Source organism: Rhizobium sp. WSM4643 (genome assembly GCF_025152745.1).
Taxonomy (GTDB): domain Bacteria; phylum Pseudomonadota; class Alphaproteobacteria; order Rhizobiales; family Rhizobiaceae; genus Rhizobium; species Rhizobium leguminosarum_I.
The window spans coordinates 1970097-1987094 of record NZ_CP104040.1; the positions used below are offsets into that span (position 1 = coordinate 1970097).

Below are 16998 nucleotides of genomic sequence, written 5' to 3' on the forward strand. Positions count from 1 at the left end.
CCTCCCCATTCGCAGCCGCTCAGGCCGCATTGATCTCTTTCGTCATGTAGACGAGCGTCCATCCTGGCCGATAAGGGTTCGGTCGGCGACCCGTTTCCTGAAATCCGAAGGCGCTGTAGAGCGCGATATTCGGCTCCATCCGCGCATTCGTGTAGAGCCGGATCTCCGGCACGGCCAATTCCCGCGCCTTGCCCTCCAGCCAATGCAGCATCGCCAGCCCGTGTCCGGCACCCTGAAAGGCCGGCGAGACCGCGATGCTGAACAGCATGAGGTGATCGGAATGCCGTTCGACGACCACCAGGCCGGCCGTTTGCCCGCCGATCTCGCAGAGCCAGACCTCGCCGCATTCGATCCGCGGCGCGTAATCCTCCGTCACCGGGATCGGCGGAGCACCGAAGAGTTCGGTATAGGGCCGATAGGCGGCTGTTGTCAGCGTCACGATCGTTTCCAGATCATCGGGCGACGCTGGCCTCATCGTCATTCCGCCGCAACCGCCTTCTTCACCGGGCGCCGTTCCAGCAATTCCTTCAGGAACTGTCCGGTATAGGACCGCTTTTCCTTGACGATTGCTTCCGGCGTGCCGGTCGCGACGATCTCACCGCCACCATCGCCGCCTTCGGGGCCGAAATCGAGCACCCAGTCGGCCGTCTTGATGACTTCGAGATTGTGTTCGATCACCACCACCGAATTGCCCTGGTTGACCAGTTCGTGCAGCATTTCGAGCAGCTTGGCGACGTCGTGGAAATGCAGGCCGGTTGTCGGTTCGTCGAGAATGTAGAGCGTGCGACCCGTCGAGCGTTTCGACAGTTCCTTGGCAAGCTTGACGCGCTGCGCCTCGCCGCCCGAAAGCGTATTCGCTTGCTGGCCGACCTTGATATAACCGAGGCCGACATCCTTCAGCGATTGCAGCTTGTCGCGCACGGCAGGCACCGCTGCGAAGAAATCGACGCCTTCCTCCACCGTCATGTCGAGCACGTCGGCGATAGACCTCTGTTTGAATGTGACGTCGAGTGTCTCGCGATTGTAGCGCTTGCCGTGGCAGACGTCGCAGGTGACGTAGACATCGGGCAGGAAGTGCATCTCGATCTTGATGACGCCGTCTCCCTGGCAGGCCTCGCAGCGTCCGCCCTTGACGTTGAAGGAGAAGCGGCCCGGCTGGTAGCCGCGGGCCTTTGCCTCCGGCAGACCGGCGAACCAATCTCGGATCGGCGTGAAGGCGCCGGTATAGGTCGCCGGGTTCGAGCGCGGGGTGCGGCCGATCGGCGATTGGTCGATATCGATCACCTTGTCGATATGCTCGAAACCGTCGATGCGGTCGTGATCGGCTGGGTTTTCACGCGCGCCCATGACGCGCCTTGCCGCCGATTTATAGAGCGTTTCGACCAGGAAGGTGGATTTGCCGCCGCCGGAAACGCCGGTTACCGCCGTAAACACCCCGAGCGGGATCGACGCCGTGACGTTCTTGAGATTGTTGCCACGCGCCCCGACTACCTTGATCTCGCGGCCCTTCTTCGGCTTGCGGCGCTCATTGGGAACCGGAACGCCGAGCTCGCCCGACAGATATTTGCCGGTCAGCGAGTTTGGATTGTCCATGATATCCTGCGGCGTGCCGTGGGCGATCACCTGGCCGCCGTGAATGCCGGCTGCCGGGCCGATATCGACCACGTCGTCGGCCGACAGGATCGCATCCTCGTCATGTTCGACGACGATGACGGTATTGCCGATGTCGCGCAGGTGCTTCAGCGTGTCGAGCAGCCGGGCGTTGTCGCGCTGATGCAGGCCGATCGACGGCTCGTCGAGCACGTAAAGCACGCCTGTCAGTCCCGAGCCGATCTGCGAGGCAAGCCGGATGCGCTGGCTTTCGCCGCCCGACAGCGTGCCGGAATTGCGCGACAGGCTGAGATATTCCAGGCCGACGTCATTGAGGAAGCGCAGCCGGTCGCGGATTTCCTTGAGGATGCGCACGGCGATCTCGTTCTGCTTGGCGTTGAAGCTTGCCGGCAGCGTCTCGAACCAGTCACGGGCGACGCGGATCGACATCGCGGTCACTTCGCCGATATGCAGCGTGTCGATCTTCACCGCCAACGCCTCCGGCTTCAGGCGGAATCCGTTGCAGGAAGGGCAGGGGGCGGCCGACATGAAGCGTTCGATATCCTCGCGCGCCCAGGCGGAATCGGTCTCCTTCCAGCGGCGCTCGAGGTTGGTGATGATGCCTTCGAAATTCTTCTGCGTCGTATAGGAGCGGGCGCCATCGGCATAATGGAATTCGATCTTGTCGTTGGTGCCGTTGAGGATGACGTCCTTGGCCTCGTCGGAGAGATCGTTCCAGCGGGTGCCGAGCTTGAAGCCGTAATGTTTGCCAAGTGCTTCCAGCGTCTGGTTGTAATAGGGCGAGGTCGACTTGGCCCAGGGCGCGATCGCCCCGTCGCGCAGCGTCCGTTCGGGCTCGGGCACGATCAGATCCGCATCGATCTTCTGCTGGGCGCCGAGGCCGTCGCAGGTCGGGCAGGCGCCGAACGGGTTGTTGAAGGAGAAGAGCCTGGGTTCGATCTCGGGAATCGTGAAGCCGGAGACCGGGCAGGCGAACTTCTCCGAAAACAGCACGCGCTCATGCGTCTCGTTCAGCGACTTGTTGGCCGAACCGCCGGCCGACGTCTCTTCCGGCGGCAGCGGCTTGTCGGCGAATTCGGCAACCGCCAGCCCGTCGGCGAGCTTCAGGCAGGTCTCCAGACTGTCCGCCAGGCGTGCCGAGACATCCGAGCGCACGACGATGCGGTCGACCACCACGTCGATGTCGTGTTTGTATTTCTTGTCGAGCACCGGCGCTTCGGCGATCTCGTAGAACTGGCCGTCGACCTTAACGCGCTGGAAGCCTTTCTTCATCAACTCCGCCAGTTCCTTCTTGTATTCGCCCTTGCGCCCGCGCACGAGCGGCGCAAGGATATAAAGACGGGTACCCTCGCCGAAATCGAGGATGCGGTCGACCATCTGGCTGACGGTCTGGCTCTCGATCGGCAGGCCGGTTGCCGGCGAATAGGGAACGCCGACGCGGGCAAAGAGCAGGCGCATATAGTCGTAGATCTCGGTGACGGTCCCGACCGTCGAGCGCGGGTTGCGCGAGGTGGTCTTCTGCTCGATCGAGATCGCCGGCGACAGCCCGTCGATCTGGTCGACATCGGGCTTCTGCATCATCTCGAGGAACTGCCGGGCATAGGCCGACAGGCTCTCGACATAGCGCCGTTGGCCCTCGGCATAGATCGTGTCGAAAGCAAGCGAGGATTTGCCGGAACCCGAAAGCCCTGTCATGACGATCAGCTTGTTACGCGGCAGATCGAGATCGATGCTCTTGAGATTATGCTCGCGCGCGCCGCGGATGGAGATCGTCTTCAGTTCGCTCATCGTCTCTGCTTTGGTTTTCTGGATAACAGCCCTTATTTAGTGATGCCGACGGGCGAGTCGAGGCTGAATATCCGCAAGGGCTCAAGGTTTTCGATTCTGTTGACAGGATCATACGGATAACCTAGAACAAATAAAGAACAAAATTCCTGATGGATGCATGCGGCGTTCTGATGGATAAACATGTGGATTAAATGCCGCCCATGCGCATCGGCGGTCCGTGATGGTTTAAGGTGCGCCGATCGATTAAACGCCGCCGGGCAGGGCGGCAGGCAGGGTGAGAAGCATGGCTGGTAGTGTGAATAAGGTAATTCTGATTGGAAACGTCGGCGCGGACCCGGAAATCCGCCGCACTCAGGATGGCCGGCCGATCGCCAATATCCGTCTTGCAACCTCGGAGACCTGGCGCGACCGCAATTCCGGCGAGCGCCGCGAAAAGACCGAATGGCACACGATCGTCGTCTTCAACGAAGGCCTCTGCAAGGTCGTCGAGCAATATGTGAAGAAGGGCGCCAAGCTCTATATCGAAGGCCAGCTGCAGACCCGCAAATGGCAGGACCAGCAGGGCCAGGACCGTTACAGCACGGAAGTGGTGCTGCAGGGTTTCGGTTCGACGCTGACGATGCTCGACGGCCGCGGCGAAGGCGGCGGTGCGAGCGGCGGCCGTGGCAGCGCCGGTGGCGGCAACGATTATGGCGACGACTACGGCGCCCCGGCTCCCTCCTCATCACCCAGCCGCGGCGGTGGCGGCGGCGGCAACTTCTCGCGGGATCTCGACGACGACATCCCGTTCTGATCGTTAGGCTTTCGCAGTTTTGTGAAAGACTGGAGAGCATGGCGTCCATAACGGCGTCATGCTCTTCTTTGTTCTCGCGGCAGATCGTTCAGACCGCGGCCTCAATCGTCTACGGCCGCTTTCAGTGCGGCGTCGCGCTGATCAGATTGAACGCCGACTTAGCCCCGTCGACGACGAATTGTGCGGCGAGCGCTGCGAGGATGACGCCGAGGAGCCGTGTCAGGATCGCCCGGCCGGTGACGCCGAGAAAACGGTCCAGCCTTTCGGCAATGAGCAGCGTGACGAAAGTCAGCAGCAGATTGGCGGCAATGACGCCGATCAGTTGCGCTTTCCCGATCGAGGTGGCCAGCGTGCCGGCAAGCAGGATCGTCGCCGAGATCGCGCCCGGGCCTGATATCAGCGGCAAGGCGAGGGGGAAGACGGCGATATTCTCGATATGATCCTTGGTGATCGCCGCTTCGGTCGCCTTCTCCTTGCGCTCCTGCCGCCTCTCGAACACCATCTCGAAGGCGATCCAGAACAGCAGCAGGCCGCCGGCGATGCGGAAGGCGCCGATCGAAATCCCGAGCACGCCGAGCACGCCGGCGCCAAACAGCGCGAAGACGGCAAGGATGATGAAGGCGATGACCGAGCCGCGCAGCGCCACCTGCTTGCGCTCGGTTCGGCTCATGCCTGTCGTCAGGCCCAGAAAGATCGGCGCAAGCCCCGGCGGATCGATGGTGACGAGCAGCGTCGTGAAGGCGTTGATCAATTGGTCGGCGCTTGCCATCGGCTCTCCGGAACCCCATATGGGTGCGTGGTTCTAATGATTGTGAAGCGGGGATTTCGATTTGGCAAATATCCCGCGGCGGCCCGCGGCGGATTTGTCCGGTCCGGCCGCGAAACTTGCATGTTTTACCCTCTTTAAGCCGCAAAAGCCTGTTCAAAACGCGCTGTGAAATTGGCGCGGCAACAGGCTTTCCGCTATAAATCTTCCAGTGATTCTAGAAGAGATCGTGATCTGTTTTGACTGAGCAAACACCCCCCGGCGGCGGGAAGCTCCCGCCAGGCATCGAGCCCATCTCCATCATGGAGGAAATGCAGCGGTCGTATCTCGATTACGCCATGAGCGTCATCGTTAGCCGCGCGTTGCCCGACGTGCGCGACGGCCTGAAGCCCGTGCACCGGCGCATCCTCTACGGCATGTCCGAGCTCGGCATCGACTGGAACAAGAAATACGTCAAATGCGCCCGCGTCACCGGTGACGTGATGGGTAAATTCCATCCGCACGGCAACTCCGCGATCTATGATGCGCTCGCCCGCATGGCGCAGCCCTGGTCGCTGCGGCTGCCGCTGATCGACGGTCAGGGCAATTTCGGCTCGGTCGATGGTGATCCGCCAGCGGCCGAACGTTACACCGAATGCCGCCTCGAAAAGGCTGCTCATTCGCTGCTCGACGATCTCGACAAGGAAACCGTCGATTTCCGCGACAACTACGACGGCACGCTGTCCGAACCGGTCGTGGTCCCTGCCAAGTTCCCGAACCTGCTCGTCAACGGCGCCGGCGGCATCGCCGTCGGCATGGCGACCAACATCCCGCCGCACAATCTCTCCGAGGTCATCGACGGCTGCGTCGCGCTGATCGACGATCCGGCCATCGAACTGCCGGAACTGATGCAGATCATTCCCGGCCCCGATTTCCCCACAGGTGCGAAGATCCTCGGCCGTGCCGGCATCCGCTCTGCCTATGAGACCGGCCGCGGATCCGTCATCATGCGCGGCGTCGCCGCTATCGAGCCGATGCGCGGTGACCGCGAGCAAATCATCATCACCGAGATTCCCTATCAGGTGAACAAGGCAACGATGATCGAGAAGATGGCCGAGCTGGTGCGCGACAAGCGCATCGAAGGCATCTCCGACCTGCGTGACGAATCCGACCGCCAGGGTTATCGCGTCGTCGTCGAGCTGAAGCGCGATGCCAATGCCGAGGTCATCCTCAACCAGCTTTATCGTTATACGCCGCTGCAGACGTCCTTCGGCTGCAACATGGTGGCGCTGAACGGCGGCAAGCCCGAACAGTTGACCCTGCTCGACATGCTGCGCGCCTTCGTCTCCTTCCGCGAAGAAGTCGTTAGCCGGAGAACGAAATTCCTGCTGCGCAAGGCGCGTGACCGCGCCCATGTGTTGGTTGGTCTCGCCATTGCGGTCGCCAATATCGACGAGGTCATCCGCGTCATCCGCCAGGCGCCCGATCCGCAGTCGGCTCGTGAAGAGCTGATGACCCGCCGCTGGCCGGCGGAAGATGTCGAAAGCCTGATCCGTCTGATCGACGATCCGCGCCATCGCATTAACGAGGATCTCACCTACAACCTCTCGGAAGAGCAGGCCCGGGCCATCCTCGAACTGCGCCTTGCCCGCCTGACGGCCCTTGGCCGCGACGAAATCGGCGACGAACTCAACAAGATCGGCGAGGAAATCAAGGATTACCTCGATATCCTCTCCTCGCGCGTCCGTATCCAGACTATCGTCAAGGATGAACTCATCGCCGTCCGCGACGAGTTCGGCACACCGCGCCGCACCGAGATCGTCGATGGCGGTCTCGAAATGGACGACGAGGATCTGATCGCCCGCGAAGACATGGTCGTCACCGTCTCGCATCTCGGTTACATCAAGCGCGTGCCGCTGACCACCTACCGCGCCCAGCGCCGCGGCGGCAAGGGCCGCTCCGGCATGACGACCCGCGACGAGGATTTTGTTAGCCGGCTATTCGTCGTCAACACCCATACGCCGGTGCTGTTCTTCTCGTCGCGTGGCATCGTCTACAAGGAGAAGGTCTGGCGCCTGCCGATCGGCACGCCGACCTCACGCGGCAAGGCGCTGATCAACATGCTGCCGCTCGCACCCGGCGAACGCATTACCACCATTCTGCCATTGCCCGAGGACGAGGCGAGCTGGGACAATCTCGACGTCATGTTCTCGACGACGCGCGGCACGGTCCGCCGCAACAAGCTGTCGGACTTCGTCCAGGTCAACCGCAACGGCAAGATCGCCATGAAGCTCGAGGAGGAGGGCGACGAAATCCTCTCCGTCGAGACCTGCACCGAACATGACGACGTGCTGCTGACGACCGCACTCGGTCAGTGTATCCGCTTCTCCGTCGACGATGTCCGGGTCTTTGCCGGCCGCAACTCGATCGGCGTGCGCGGCATCAATCTCGGCGATCGCGACCGCATCATCTCCATGACGATCGTTGGTCATGTCGATGCCGAGCCGTGGGAGCGCGCTGCCTATCTCAAGCGTTCCGCCACTGAACGCCGGGCGACGGGCGTGGATGAAGAGGATATTGCGCTGGTCGGTGAAGAAGTCACCGAGGAGGGACAGCTCTCCGACGAGCGCTATGAAGAGCTGAGAGCACGCGAACAATTCGTGCTCACCGTCTCCGAAAAGGGCTTCGGCAAGCGTTCGTCCTCCTACGACTTCCGTATCTCCGGCCGCGGCGGCAAGGGCATCCGCGCCACCGATACGTCCAAGACCGCCGAGATCGGCGAGCTGGTCGCGGCCTTCCCGGTCGATGACGGCGACCAGATCATGCTGGTCTCCGATGGCGGCCAGCTGATCCGTGTGCCGGTCGGCGGCATCCGCATCGCCAGCCGCGCCACCAAGGGCGTCACCATCTTCTCGACGGCCAAGGACGAGAAGGTCGTCTCGGTCGAGCGCATCAGCGAGCCGGAGGAGGAGGAGACGGAGGAGGCTGTCGAGGTCGCCGAAGGCGCCCCTGCTACCGACGAAGGTGCTGCCGAAAGTGGCGGCGGCGAGGCGCCGATTGCCGATGGCGATCCGGCCGGGCCTGCCGAGGAATGATCAAGTGAACGGGGCGGCTTCGAGCCGCCCTTTTCTTTTCACGCGGCCCATCTTCTTTTCAAGTCGGATAGTGGTTCAGGACTACGCCCCAAGAAAAAGCCGGACGCTGGGTGGCATCCGGCTTTGAATGGCCCTGGCGACGGAAGGGTGCGCTCAAGGGTGGAAGAAGGAGAGAAAGGAACGTCAGAACGCTTTATGTTTTTCGTTCAGAGCCTTCACCTCTTCGCCTTCGCGCTGGAGCGCTGAAATCGTCGAGGCCACAGACACGATAAACATGACGCTGATAAGGGCCGTGAGCATTGTCAAGATCGTGAACATAGGCATTCCTTTCCTGGGGAGTTGCGTTCTCGCCCCTCAGTACTGGCCCAGCACAGCCGTACGGGCCGAAGCATAGGGACCATAAACCTTGGACGTATCAACCTTCTGATCATAGAGAGCGACAGTTGCGGTCAACATGCCCGTGACCATTACCATCCAGAGCACGTTAATCATCGTAATCTTGCCGGGCATTTTTATTCCTTCCGCGCCGCATCTATGTATCGGTTGAATGAACGCATCCGTCTGTAAATGGTTCCGCCGGATGTTGATCGGGTGTTTACCAATGGCGATCTGAAGCGACCTTGAATGTCTCGTTCATCTGGCGTTCAGATTCGAAGCTCCGCGCAGCCGGCCCTGGGCGCGCACGATCGCCGCATGCTCGGCGAGCTCCGGCCGTACCCAGCTCACCTCGTAGCGATCGGCGAAATAGCCATAGGCCATCTCGGCGGCGAGAGAGAAGACGACGGTAAGTGCAACGAGCACGATGAGCATGGACTTGGTCTTTCGGGGAGTGCCGGATGCCGGAATGGCAGCGGCTGCCTTGATGATCCAAGTTGGCAGATCCCGTCTGAAACCGCCTTGAACGGCACATTCATCCGCCGTTCAGCCGCCCGGAACGACTGGCCAAATCACTTGCGGCAAGCCGGCATCCGTGACAAAAGGCGTCAAACCAACGGCCGGACCAAATGACGACAGCTTTTTATCCGGGGTCCTTCGACCCGATCACCAATGGGCATGTGGATGTTCTGGTCCAGGCGCTGAACGTCGCCGAAAAGGTGATCGTCGCGATTGGCATCCATCCCGGCAAGGCGCCGCTCTTCTCCTTCGAAGAGAGAGCCGAGCTGATCCGGCGTTCGCTGGCCGAAGCGCTGCCTCGCAAGACCGGCGACATCGCCGTCGTCGCCTTCGACAATCTGGTCGTCGATGCCGCCCGCGCCCATGGCGCGACGCTGTTGATCCGCGGCCTTCGCGACGGCACCGATCTTGATTATGAAATGCAGATGGCCGGCATGAACCGGACGATGGCGCCCGATATCCAGACCATCTTTTTGCCGGCGGGCACGGCCTCGCGGCCCATTACCGCCACATTGGTCCGCCAGATCGCCGCCATGGGCGGCGATGTCAGCGCTTTCGTTCCGGCCGCCGTCTTGCAGGCCCTCACATCCAAGCGCTCAAACTAGTAAGAACAAAGCAAAGACTAGGCGGAACCCGCCGCAATGGAGCTCACATGAAACTCTTTTATCTCGCATTTGCCGGCGTGTTGTATCTCGCCTCCTTCGCGGGGGATGCTTTTGCCCAGTCGACCGATCACTATCTCACCATCCAGCTGAAGAACGGCCCTGTCGTCATCCAGCTCATGCCTGAGGTGGCGCCGAAGCATGTCGCCCAGATCGAGGCGCTGGCCAAGAAGGGCGAATATGACAACGTCGCCTTCCACCGCGTCATCGACGGCTTCATGGCTCAGACAGGCGACGTCAAATACGGCAATATGGAAAAGGGCTTCGATGCGAGCCTCGCCGGCACCGGCTCCTCGGATATGCCCGATATCCCGGCCGAATTCTCCAAGACCCCGTTCGTGCGCGGCACGGTCGGCATGGCCCGCTCGCAGGATCCGAATTCCGCCAATTCGCAGTTCTTCATCATGTTCGCCGACGGTTCCTTCCTGAACGGCCAGTACACCGTCGTCGGCAAGGTCGTCTCCGGCATGGAAAACGTCGACAAGATCAAGAAGGGCGAAGGCCAGAACGGCGAAGTCAAAAGCCCAGACCGGATGATCAAGGTCACTCTGGGCAAGAAGTAAGTTACGAGAGAAACAAGAGGAGAAGGCAAATGGCCGAGATCAAGGATCCCGAAAACACCGTCATTCTGGAAACCACCAAGGGCAAGGTTGTCATTCAGCTTTTGCCACAGGTCGCCCCGGAACATGTCGCCCGCATCAAGGAACTCGCCCGCGAGAAGGCCTATGACGGCGTCGTCTTCCACCGCGTCATCCAGGATTTCATGGCCCAGACGGGAGATGTCGAATTCGGCAAAAAGGGCTCGGAAACCTTCAATCCCGGCCGCGCCGGCATGGGCGGCTCTTCGAAGCCGGACCTGAAGGCTGAATTCTCGGCGACCACGCATACGCGCGGCACCTGCTCGATGGCCCGTTCGCAGAACCCGAACTCGGCCAATTCGCAGTTCTTCATCTGCTTCACCGACGCGCCCTGGCTGAACAAGCAGTATTCGGTCTGGGGCCAGGTCATCGAAGGTATGGACAACGTCGACAAGATCAAGCGCGGCGAGCCGGTTTCCGATCCGGACTCGATCGTCTCCATGCGGGTTGCCGCCGACGTCTGATTGTGATTTCTGCTGAAACCCGCCCTTGCGCATTGCTGCGCGGGGGCGGGTTTCGCTTTGCCTGAAAGTGCCGTGATGCGCGTAGACCTTTTCGATTTCGACCTGCCCGATGAACGCATCGCGTTGAGGCCCGCTGAGCCGCGCGACAGCGCGCGCCTGCTCGTCGTTGATCCGAATGCAGAAAGCCGCCTGTCGGATCATCGCGTCGGCGATCTCACGTCATTCCTGCGGGCTGGCGACGCGCTGGTCTTCAACGATACCAAGGTCATCCCCGCCCAACTCGAGGGCATCCGCCATCGCGACGGCGCGGGCGGCCAGCAGATGTCTGCCACGCTGCACATGCGGGTGGGCACCAGCCGCTGGAAGGCCTTCGCGAGGCCGGGCAAGCGCATCAAGGAGGGTGATCGCATCTCCTTCGGCCATTCCGGCGAAAGCTGTTTCCTGGGTTCGCTGGATGCCACCGTCGAGGAAAAGGGTGAGGCCGGCGAGGTGACGCTGCTGTTCGACCTCTCAGGCCCGGCGCTCGACGAGGCGATCGCCGCCGTCGGCCACATTCCGCTGCCGCCCTATATCGCCGCCAAGCGCCCCGAGGACGAGCGTGACCGCGAGGACTACCAGACGATCTATGCCCGTGAGGAAGGCGCCGTCGCCGCGCCGACGGCCGGCCTGCATTTCACGCCCAGGCTGTTCGATGCGCTCGATAGCGCCGGTATCGAACGCCATTTCGTCACGCTGCATGTCGGCGCAGGCACCTTCCTGCCCGTCAAGGCCGACGATACCGCCGATCATAGGATGCATCTCGAAAGCGGCTATGTCAGCGCCGAGATCGCTGCCCGGCTGAATGCTGTGCGGGAAAGAGGCGGGCGCGTCGTCTGTGTCGGCACGACCTCATTGCGGCTCATCGAGAGTGCCGCCGAGGAAAGCGGAGAGATCATGCCCTGGGCCGGCGCTACCGGCATCTTCATCACGCCGGGTTACCGCTTCAAGGCGGTCGACATGCTGATGACCAATTTCCACCTGCCGCGCTCGACGCTCTTCATGCTGGTCTCGGCCTTTTCGGGCCTCGATACGATGCGTGCCGCCTATGACCACGCCATTCAGACGGGCTACCGCTTCTATTCCTATGGCGATGCCAGCCTTCTCTTCCGGAAAGACTAGATGACCGACACCTTCCAATTCACGCTTGACAAGACCGATGCCGGCGCACGCCTCGGCCAGATCTCCATGCCACGCGGCGAGATCCGCACGCCGGCCTTCATGCCGGTCGGCACCGTCGGCACGGTTAAGGCCATGTATCTCGACCAGGTGCGCGAGACCGGCGCCGATATCATCCTCGGCAATACCTATCACCTGATGCTGCGCCCGACGGCCGAGCGTGTCGCCCGTCTCGGCGGCCTGCATAAGCTCATTCGCTGGGAGCATCCGATCCTGACAGATTCGGGCGGTTTCCAGGTGATGTCGCTATCCGGCTTGCGCAAGCTCGACGAGCAGGGCGTCACCTTCAAGTCGCATGTCGACGGCAGCCTGTACCATATGTCGCCGGAGCGCTCCATCGAAATCCAGGGGCTGCTCGGCTCCGACATCCAGATGCAGCTCGATGAATGCGTGGCGCTGCCGGCCGAGCCGAAGGAGATCGAGCGCGCCATGGAAATGTCGCTGCGCTGGGCCGAGCGCTGCCGGGTCGCCTTCGGCGAGCAGCCCGGCAAGGCGATGTTCGGCATCGTCCAGGGCGGCGATATCCCGGCGCTGCGCATCCGCTCGGCCGAGGCGTTGAGCCAGCTTGACCTCAAGGGTTATGCGATCGGCGGCCTGGCGGTCGGCGAACCGCAGGACGTCATGCTGGAGATGCTGGAAACGACACTGCCGGTACTTCCTCTGGAAAAGCCGCGTTACCTCATGGGTGTCGGCACGCCGGACGATATCCTGAAATCGGTCGCTCGCGGCATCGACATGTTCGACTGCGTCATGCCGACCCGCTCCGGCCGTCACGGTCTGGCTTTTACCCGCCGCGGCAAGGTCAATATCCGCAATGCCCGCCATGCCGAAGATATGCGCCCGCTCGACGAACAGTCGAACTGCCCGGCCTCGCACGATTATTCGCGTGCCTATCTGCACCATCTCGTCCGCTCCAACGAGGCGCTCGGCGGCATGCTGCTCTCCTGGCACAATCTCGCTTATTACCAGGAACTGATGCAGGGCATCCGCAAGGCGATCGCCGAAGGCCGCTTCACCGATTTCATGGCGGAAACACAGGAGGAATGGGCGAGGGGTGATCTCGAACCGGTGTAAGGTTACTCCGCTCCCGCGTTGCTTGCCGAGGGGACCGCAGACGCCGGGTTTGGTGCAACCATCGTCTTGAGCTTTTTGCGCGCTGGCTCGTCGAAGCGAATGGCAACGATCCCAGCCGCAATGAAAATCGCTATCACGACGACCATACCTGATGCCGGAGAGGCCGGAAGGTCAAAGCCCTTTTGCCGCAGTGACTGCAGCAGGCTGAAGATTGGCCCGTGTAGAATATAAATCGGATAGGAAAGCCTCCCCAGCCAACGGAATAGCAGCTCGACCAAACCGGTCTGCCTTGTGCGCATCGCGAGCCAGACAATGGCCGGAAAGACCACGAGGCATATTGAGAAATCAAAATACGGGAAACCGAAGAACGTGCTGGCCGATATGCCTGTGATGAAGATCAGACATCCACACAGACAAAGGCCGACAATGTTGCCGTTATTGGCCGTAGTCGGGTTCTGGATATCATAGAGCCTGTAGAGGCAGATCCCGAGCGAGAACGAGAACAGCACCCTTGAAAAGCCAAATATGAAGTAGCCAGGCTGGTGGCCGATGTCGAGGTTGCCTCCGACCAATGCCCCGCACATGGTGATGCCCGCAGTCCCCAGGGCGATGGCGAGCAAGCTACTAAGTGATAGTCGTGTCAGAAGGACGGAGAACAACATCCCCGCCCAGAGCTCGAAGAAGAGCGACCAGCTAGGCCCATTGAAAGGAAAGAGACTTTCAAGATTTGTGCTTGGAACGAACAGGATCGCCTTCAGCAGAAGGCCTGCCAGGGTGAAGTAGTCCAACCCGTTTTGAAGTGCATAGTTGAAAAGGCCAATCGGAAGCGAAAGAAGATAAAGGGGATAAAGCCGAATGATACGCTGCAGCAGAAATCCGGCGGGCGAAATCTGTCCCGCTGTCAGCTGCCTCTCATATGAATTTGCAAGAACGACGCCGCTCAATAGAAAGAAGAGGTCAACGGCAAGGTAACCGATATTCGCCGGCATCGGACCCAGCGTGCCACCGGTATGAAGGAACATGACCACGACGGCCGCAATTCCTCGCAACGCCTCAAGAGCTGTGAAAAATTGTTTGCCAGCGTTCAATATAACAACCCTCCGTTAGTAATTTGTTACTCCAGGAGGGATTTCTAAATCGTTAGCGCAACGAGGCCGTGTAATCAATTGGGTTCCATCGAAGAGAGGAGACAGCGCGTCAGATACCCTTGCTGTCCGAGTCCGGCATGATCTGCACGCCATTGATCCTGTAGCTGCCGTCCGGCTGGCGCATGATCTGGTAGATCGCCGTCCAGTCCTTGCCGTCGCGGCCAGAAATCAGCACCTCGTGATAGATCAGCGCGCCGTTGTCGATCGAGCGGCTGCGCCCGAAGGCATAATTGCCTGGGTGATAGACCGGCTCGTAGCTCTTCTTCACCATGGCGAAGAACAGGTTCTTATCGGGATACATCGCCCTGATGCCGGGCGCGGCGAAGGAATAGGCGGTCTCGGCATCGTCCTTGAGGAAGGCCTTGATCTGTTCCTCGATCATCGTCCGCGTCGTGTCGATCGGATCTTCGGCGCGGGCCGATACGAAGGAGAGGGCGGATGCGGCACACAGGATGAGAACTGCGAAGAAGGCGCGCATGGATTGATCTCCGGCTCTGTCAGGGAAACGATCCCCCGACAGGCAGAAGTGTAGGCGATTTCTGGCGCAAGAAAAGCGGACTTTACGACCAGCGCCGGAAGAGGGCACTGGCATTCACCCCGCCGAAGCCGAAACCGTTGGTGATCGCATAGTCCATTGCCAGCGGCCGCGCCGTCTTGCCGACGATATCGATGCCGTCGGCGGCCGGATCGGCCTGATCCAGGTTGCGGGTCGGCGGCGCGATCTGGTCGCGCAGCGCAAGGATGGTGAAGATCGCCTCCAGCCCGCCGGCGGCACCGAGCAGATGCCCCGTCGCCGATTTGGTCGCGCTGACGGCAATGCCGCCATTGCGGCCGAAGATTGTGCCGATCGCCGCGATCTCGCCTCTGTCACCGACCGGCGTCGAGGTCGCATGCGCGTTGAGATGCTTGACCTCGGAGGCGGGGATCTTTGCCTGCCGCAGTGCCGCGTCAATCGCCCGGCGGGCGCCGTCGCCATCTTCAGGTCCTGAGGTCATGTGGTAGGCGTCTGCCGCCGTGCCGTAGCCGACGAGCTCGGCGAGTGGTGTGGCGCCGCGGGCAAGCGCGTGCTCGAGCGTCTCGATGACCAGGATGCCGGCGCCTTCGCCCATGACGAAACCGTCGCGGGCCGTGTCGAAGGGCCGTGACGCCAGCTCCGGCGTCTCGTTGAAGCCGGTGGAAAGGGCACGTGCAGCGGCAAAGCCGCCGAGGCTCACCTTGTCGATGCAGGCCTCGGCACCGCCGCAGATCGCCACATCCGCTTCGCCGGAGCGGATCAGCCGCGCCGCGTCGCCGATTGCCTGGACGCTGGCCGCACACGCCGTCACCGGGGCCCCGAGCGGCCCCTTGAAGCCGTAGCGGATGCTGACCTGGCCGGCGGCGAGGTTGACGAGGAAGGCGGGCACGGTGAAGGGCGACAGCCGCCGCACGCCGCGCGTTTCGCCGATCCGCACCGCTTCGGCGATCGCCGGAAAGCCGCCAACCCCCGACGCGATTATCGTTGCCGTGCGCTGGCGCTCTCCTTCGCCGGTCGGCATCCAGCCGGCCTGTTTTACTGCTTCCTCCGTCGCCGCCATGGCGAAGTGGATGAAACGGTCCATCTTCTTTTGGTCTTTCGGCGGGATGTAACGATCGGGATCGAAGCCGGCCTCAGCATCTTCCGCGATACCGGGAACGATGCCGCCGACCTTGGCCGAGAGCTCGCCGACGATATCCTCCGCCAGCACCCTCAGCCCCGAACCGCCGTCGAGAAGGCGCTTCCAGGCGGGATCGACGCCGGTGCCGAGTGGCGAGACAAGTCCCATTCCGGTGACAACGATACGATCCATTTCCTTTTCCTTTCTATGCGTCGATGCCGAGATACCAGGCGCGCATGCGGGCGATCCGCTCATGCACCTCATCGTCGGCGGCAGGGCCTGCAAGCAGGCTGGTGTTTTCGGGTGTCACCTGTTCGCCGGTCCGCGCATCGACCAGCACCGTCCGACGCTCTTTACCGGAGGCGGCATCGCCCAAGAGAAAGGCAAGGTCTTCCTCAGGAATGTGCCGGTTTCCCCAGGAAAACAGGGTCATCAGAACAGGAAAGAAATCACGGCCCTTGTCCGTCAGCATATATTCGTAGCGGGCAGGGCGCTGATGGTAGAGCCGCCGTTCGAACAGCCCCTTTTCCGTCAGGTGTTTCAGCCGCCGTGTCAGGATATTCGGCGCCACGCCGAGGCTTTTCTGGAATTCGTCGAAGCGCGAAAGCCCCTGGAAGGCGTCGCGCAGGATCAGCATGCTCCACCAGTCGCCGACGCTGTCGAGCGCGCGCGCCGCCGGGCATTTGAAGTCACTGAAGCTCGTCCGTTGCATGGCTGATGTCACTATAGTAGTGACTATCATCATGCAAGTTACTTCTGGCAGTGTAGCAAAAATGCGCAGCGGCTTTGCGTCCGGAATGCGTATCAAGAAATGCGCTAAACGGCGTCGCTCTCGAAAATCCGGGCGAGCAGAATGCCGGTGACGAGCATGCCGATTGCCATGAAGATCGTATCGCCCGGCGTGCCGATATAGAGCGGCCCGACATTGGCAAACAGCAGGAAGGCGATGACGAAATTCGCCCAGCCCCAAACGACATTGGCTGTCGGCGAGCCAAGCTTTGCCCCTTGCGCGAATGGGATGCGGAAGCGCCGGCCGCTCACTCCGTTGACGAAATGCGGGATGCCGTTGGTCAGAAACGCGGCGGCGATAAAATGGGCGATATAGGCGATCCAGGGCAAAGGCTTCTCCGTTGCGGCACGAGTGGCGTCAACGGAGAATGTGGCCGGGATTTTCATGCCGGCAAGAGGAGGCTAAAGCATGTCGCGCAAAAGCGTGCAGCGGTTTTGCGGCAACGAT

Annotated in this window: 17 protein-coding genes and 1 pseudogene; 7 read left to right on the top strand and 11 right to left on the bottom strand. The window is 61.4% G+C overall.

All coding sequences use genetic code 11. From position 1 onward, the window contains the following. Positions 1-19: 19 nt before the first annotated feature. Together N1937_RS10000 and uvrA are read right to left on the bottom strand one after the other, a co-directional pair. A complete protein-coding gene (locus tag N1937_RS10000) occupies positions 20-481 on the bottom strand; it encodes a GNAT family N-acetyltransferase (protein ID WP_222279545.1) in 462 nt (153 codons plus the stop codon). Beyond that, positions 478-3399, bottom strand: a complete 2922-nt coding sequence (gene uvrA / locus N1937_RS10005) for an excinuclease ABC subunit UvrA (RefSeq protein ID WP_162119252.1) — start codon at positions 3397-3399, stop codon at positions 478-480. Before uvrA ends, N1937_RS10000 begins: the two co-directional genes overlap by 4 nt. 283 nt (positions 3400-3682) lie before the next feature. Here uvrA and N1937_RS10010 point away from each other — a divergent pair, with 283 nt between their 5' ends. Continuing rightward, on the top strand, positions 3683-4192 hold the full coding sequence (locus N1937_RS10010; RefSeq protein ID WP_162119253.1) for a single-stranded DNA-binding protein: 510 nt from the start codon (positions 3683-3685) through the stop codon (positions 4190-4192). 121 nt (positions 4193-4313) lie between these two features. On the opposite strand, the gene N1937_RS10015 is transcribed toward N1937_RS10010, so the two are convergent. Continuing rightward, positions 4314-4961 (bottom strand): MarC family protein, encoded by a 648-nt coding sequence (locus tag N1937_RS10015; protein ID WP_222335205.1) that lies wholly within the window; start codon positions 4959-4961, stop codon positions 4314-4316. 236 nt (positions 4962-5197) lie between these two features. On the opposite strand from N1937_RS10015, the gene gyrA reads away from it, so the two are divergent. Then, on the top strand, positions 5198-8032 hold the full coding sequence (gyrA, locus tag N1937_RS10020) for a DNA gyrase subunit A (RefSeq protein ID WP_170258090.1): 2835 nt from the start codon (positions 5198-5200) through the stop codon (positions 8030-8032). A 183-nt stretch (positions 8033-8215) separates the two neighbouring features. On the opposite strand, the gene N1937_RS10025 is transcribed toward gyrA, so the two are convergent. The 3 genes and pseudogenes from N1937_RS10025 to N1937_RS10035 form a co-directional block, all read right to left on the bottom strand. Next, complete coding sequence (locus tag N1937_RS10025) at positions 8216-8350, bottom strand: hypothetical protein (RefSeq protein ID WP_260059105.1); 135 nt, start codon at positions 8348-8350, stop codon at positions 8216-8218. A gap of 36 nt (positions 8351-8386) precedes the next feature. After that, positions 8387-8542, bottom strand: a complete 156-nt coding sequence (locus N1937_RS10030; protein WP_003539654.1) for a hypothetical protein — start codon at positions 8540-8542, stop codon at positions 8387-8389. Positions 8543-8665: 123 nt separating this feature from the next. Then, positions 8666-8946, bottom strand: a pseudogene (locus tag N1937_RS10035) (hypothetical protein). A gap of 90 nt (positions 8947-9036) precedes the next feature. Here N1937_RS10035 and coaD point away from each other — a divergent pair. From coaD to tgt, 5 genes are all read left to right on the top strand, one after another. Continuing rightward, positions 9037-9531, top strand: a complete 495-nt coding sequence (gene coaD / locus N1937_RS10040; RefSeq protein WP_260058530.1) for a pantetheine-phosphate adenylyltransferase — start codon at positions 9037-9039, stop codon at positions 9529-9531. Between the two features lie 47 nt (positions 9532-9578). Continuing rightward, positions 9579-10151: a peptidylprolyl isomerase gene (locus N1937_RS10045; RefSeq protein WP_260058532.1), complete on the top strand. Its 573-nt coding sequence runs from the start codon at positions 9579-9581 to the stop codon at positions 10149-10151. Positions 10152-10180: 29 nt separating this feature from the next. Then, complete coding sequence (locus N1937_RS10050; RefSeq protein WP_003559389.1) at positions 10181-10690, top strand: peptidylprolyl isomerase; 510 nt, start codon at positions 10181-10183, stop codon at positions 10688-10690. A gap of 75 nt (positions 10691-10765) precedes the next feature. Then, the gene (gene queA / locus N1937_RS10055; RefSeq protein ID WP_260058540.1) at positions 10766-11848 is read left to right on the top strand and encodes a tRNA preQ1(34) S-adenosylmethionine ribosyltransferase-isomerase QueA; all 1083 of its coding nucleotides are present in this window, start codon (positions 10766-10768) and stop codon (positions 11846-11848) included. Then, positions 11849-12979: a tRNA guanosine(34) transglycosylase Tgt gene (gene tgt / locus N1937_RS10060; protein ID WP_260058542.1), complete on the top strand. Its 1131-nt coding sequence runs from the start codon at positions 11849-11851 to the stop codon at positions 12977-12979. Between the two features lie 2 nt (positions 12980-12981). Here tgt and N1937_RS10065 read toward each other — a convergent pair whose 3' ends face one another. From N1937_RS10065 to N1937_RS10085, 5 genes are all read right to left on the bottom strand, one after another. After that, positions 12982-14067, bottom strand: coding sequence for an acyltransferase family protein (locus N1937_RS10065; RefSeq protein ID WP_260058544.1), 1086 nt, complete (start codon positions 14065-14067; stop codon positions 12982-12984). A gap of 109 nt (positions 14068-14176) precedes the next feature. After that, complete coding sequence (locus tag N1937_RS10070; RefSeq protein ID WP_017964291.1) at positions 14177-14605, bottom strand: DUF4864 domain-containing protein; 429 nt, start codon at positions 14603-14605, stop codon at positions 14177-14179. A gap of 82 nt (positions 14606-14687) precedes the next feature. After that, on the bottom strand, positions 14688-15953 hold the full coding sequence (fabF, locus tag N1937_RS10075) for a beta-ketoacyl-ACP synthase II (protein ID WP_222291094.1): 1266 nt from the start codon (positions 15951-15953) through the stop codon (positions 14688-14690). Positions 15954-15966: 13 nt separating this feature from the next. Next, a complete protein-coding gene (locus N1937_RS10080; RefSeq protein WP_260059085.1) occupies positions 15967-16473 on the bottom strand; it encodes a winged helix-turn-helix transcriptional regulator in 507 nt (168 codons plus the stop codon). A gap of 104 nt (positions 16474-16577) precedes the next feature. Next, positions 16578-16880: a membrane protein gene (locus N1937_RS10085; RefSeq protein ID WP_017964294.1), complete on the bottom strand. Its 303-nt coding sequence runs from the start codon at positions 16878-16880 to the stop codon at positions 16578-16580. Between the last annotated feature and the right edge of the window lie 118 nt (positions 16881-16998).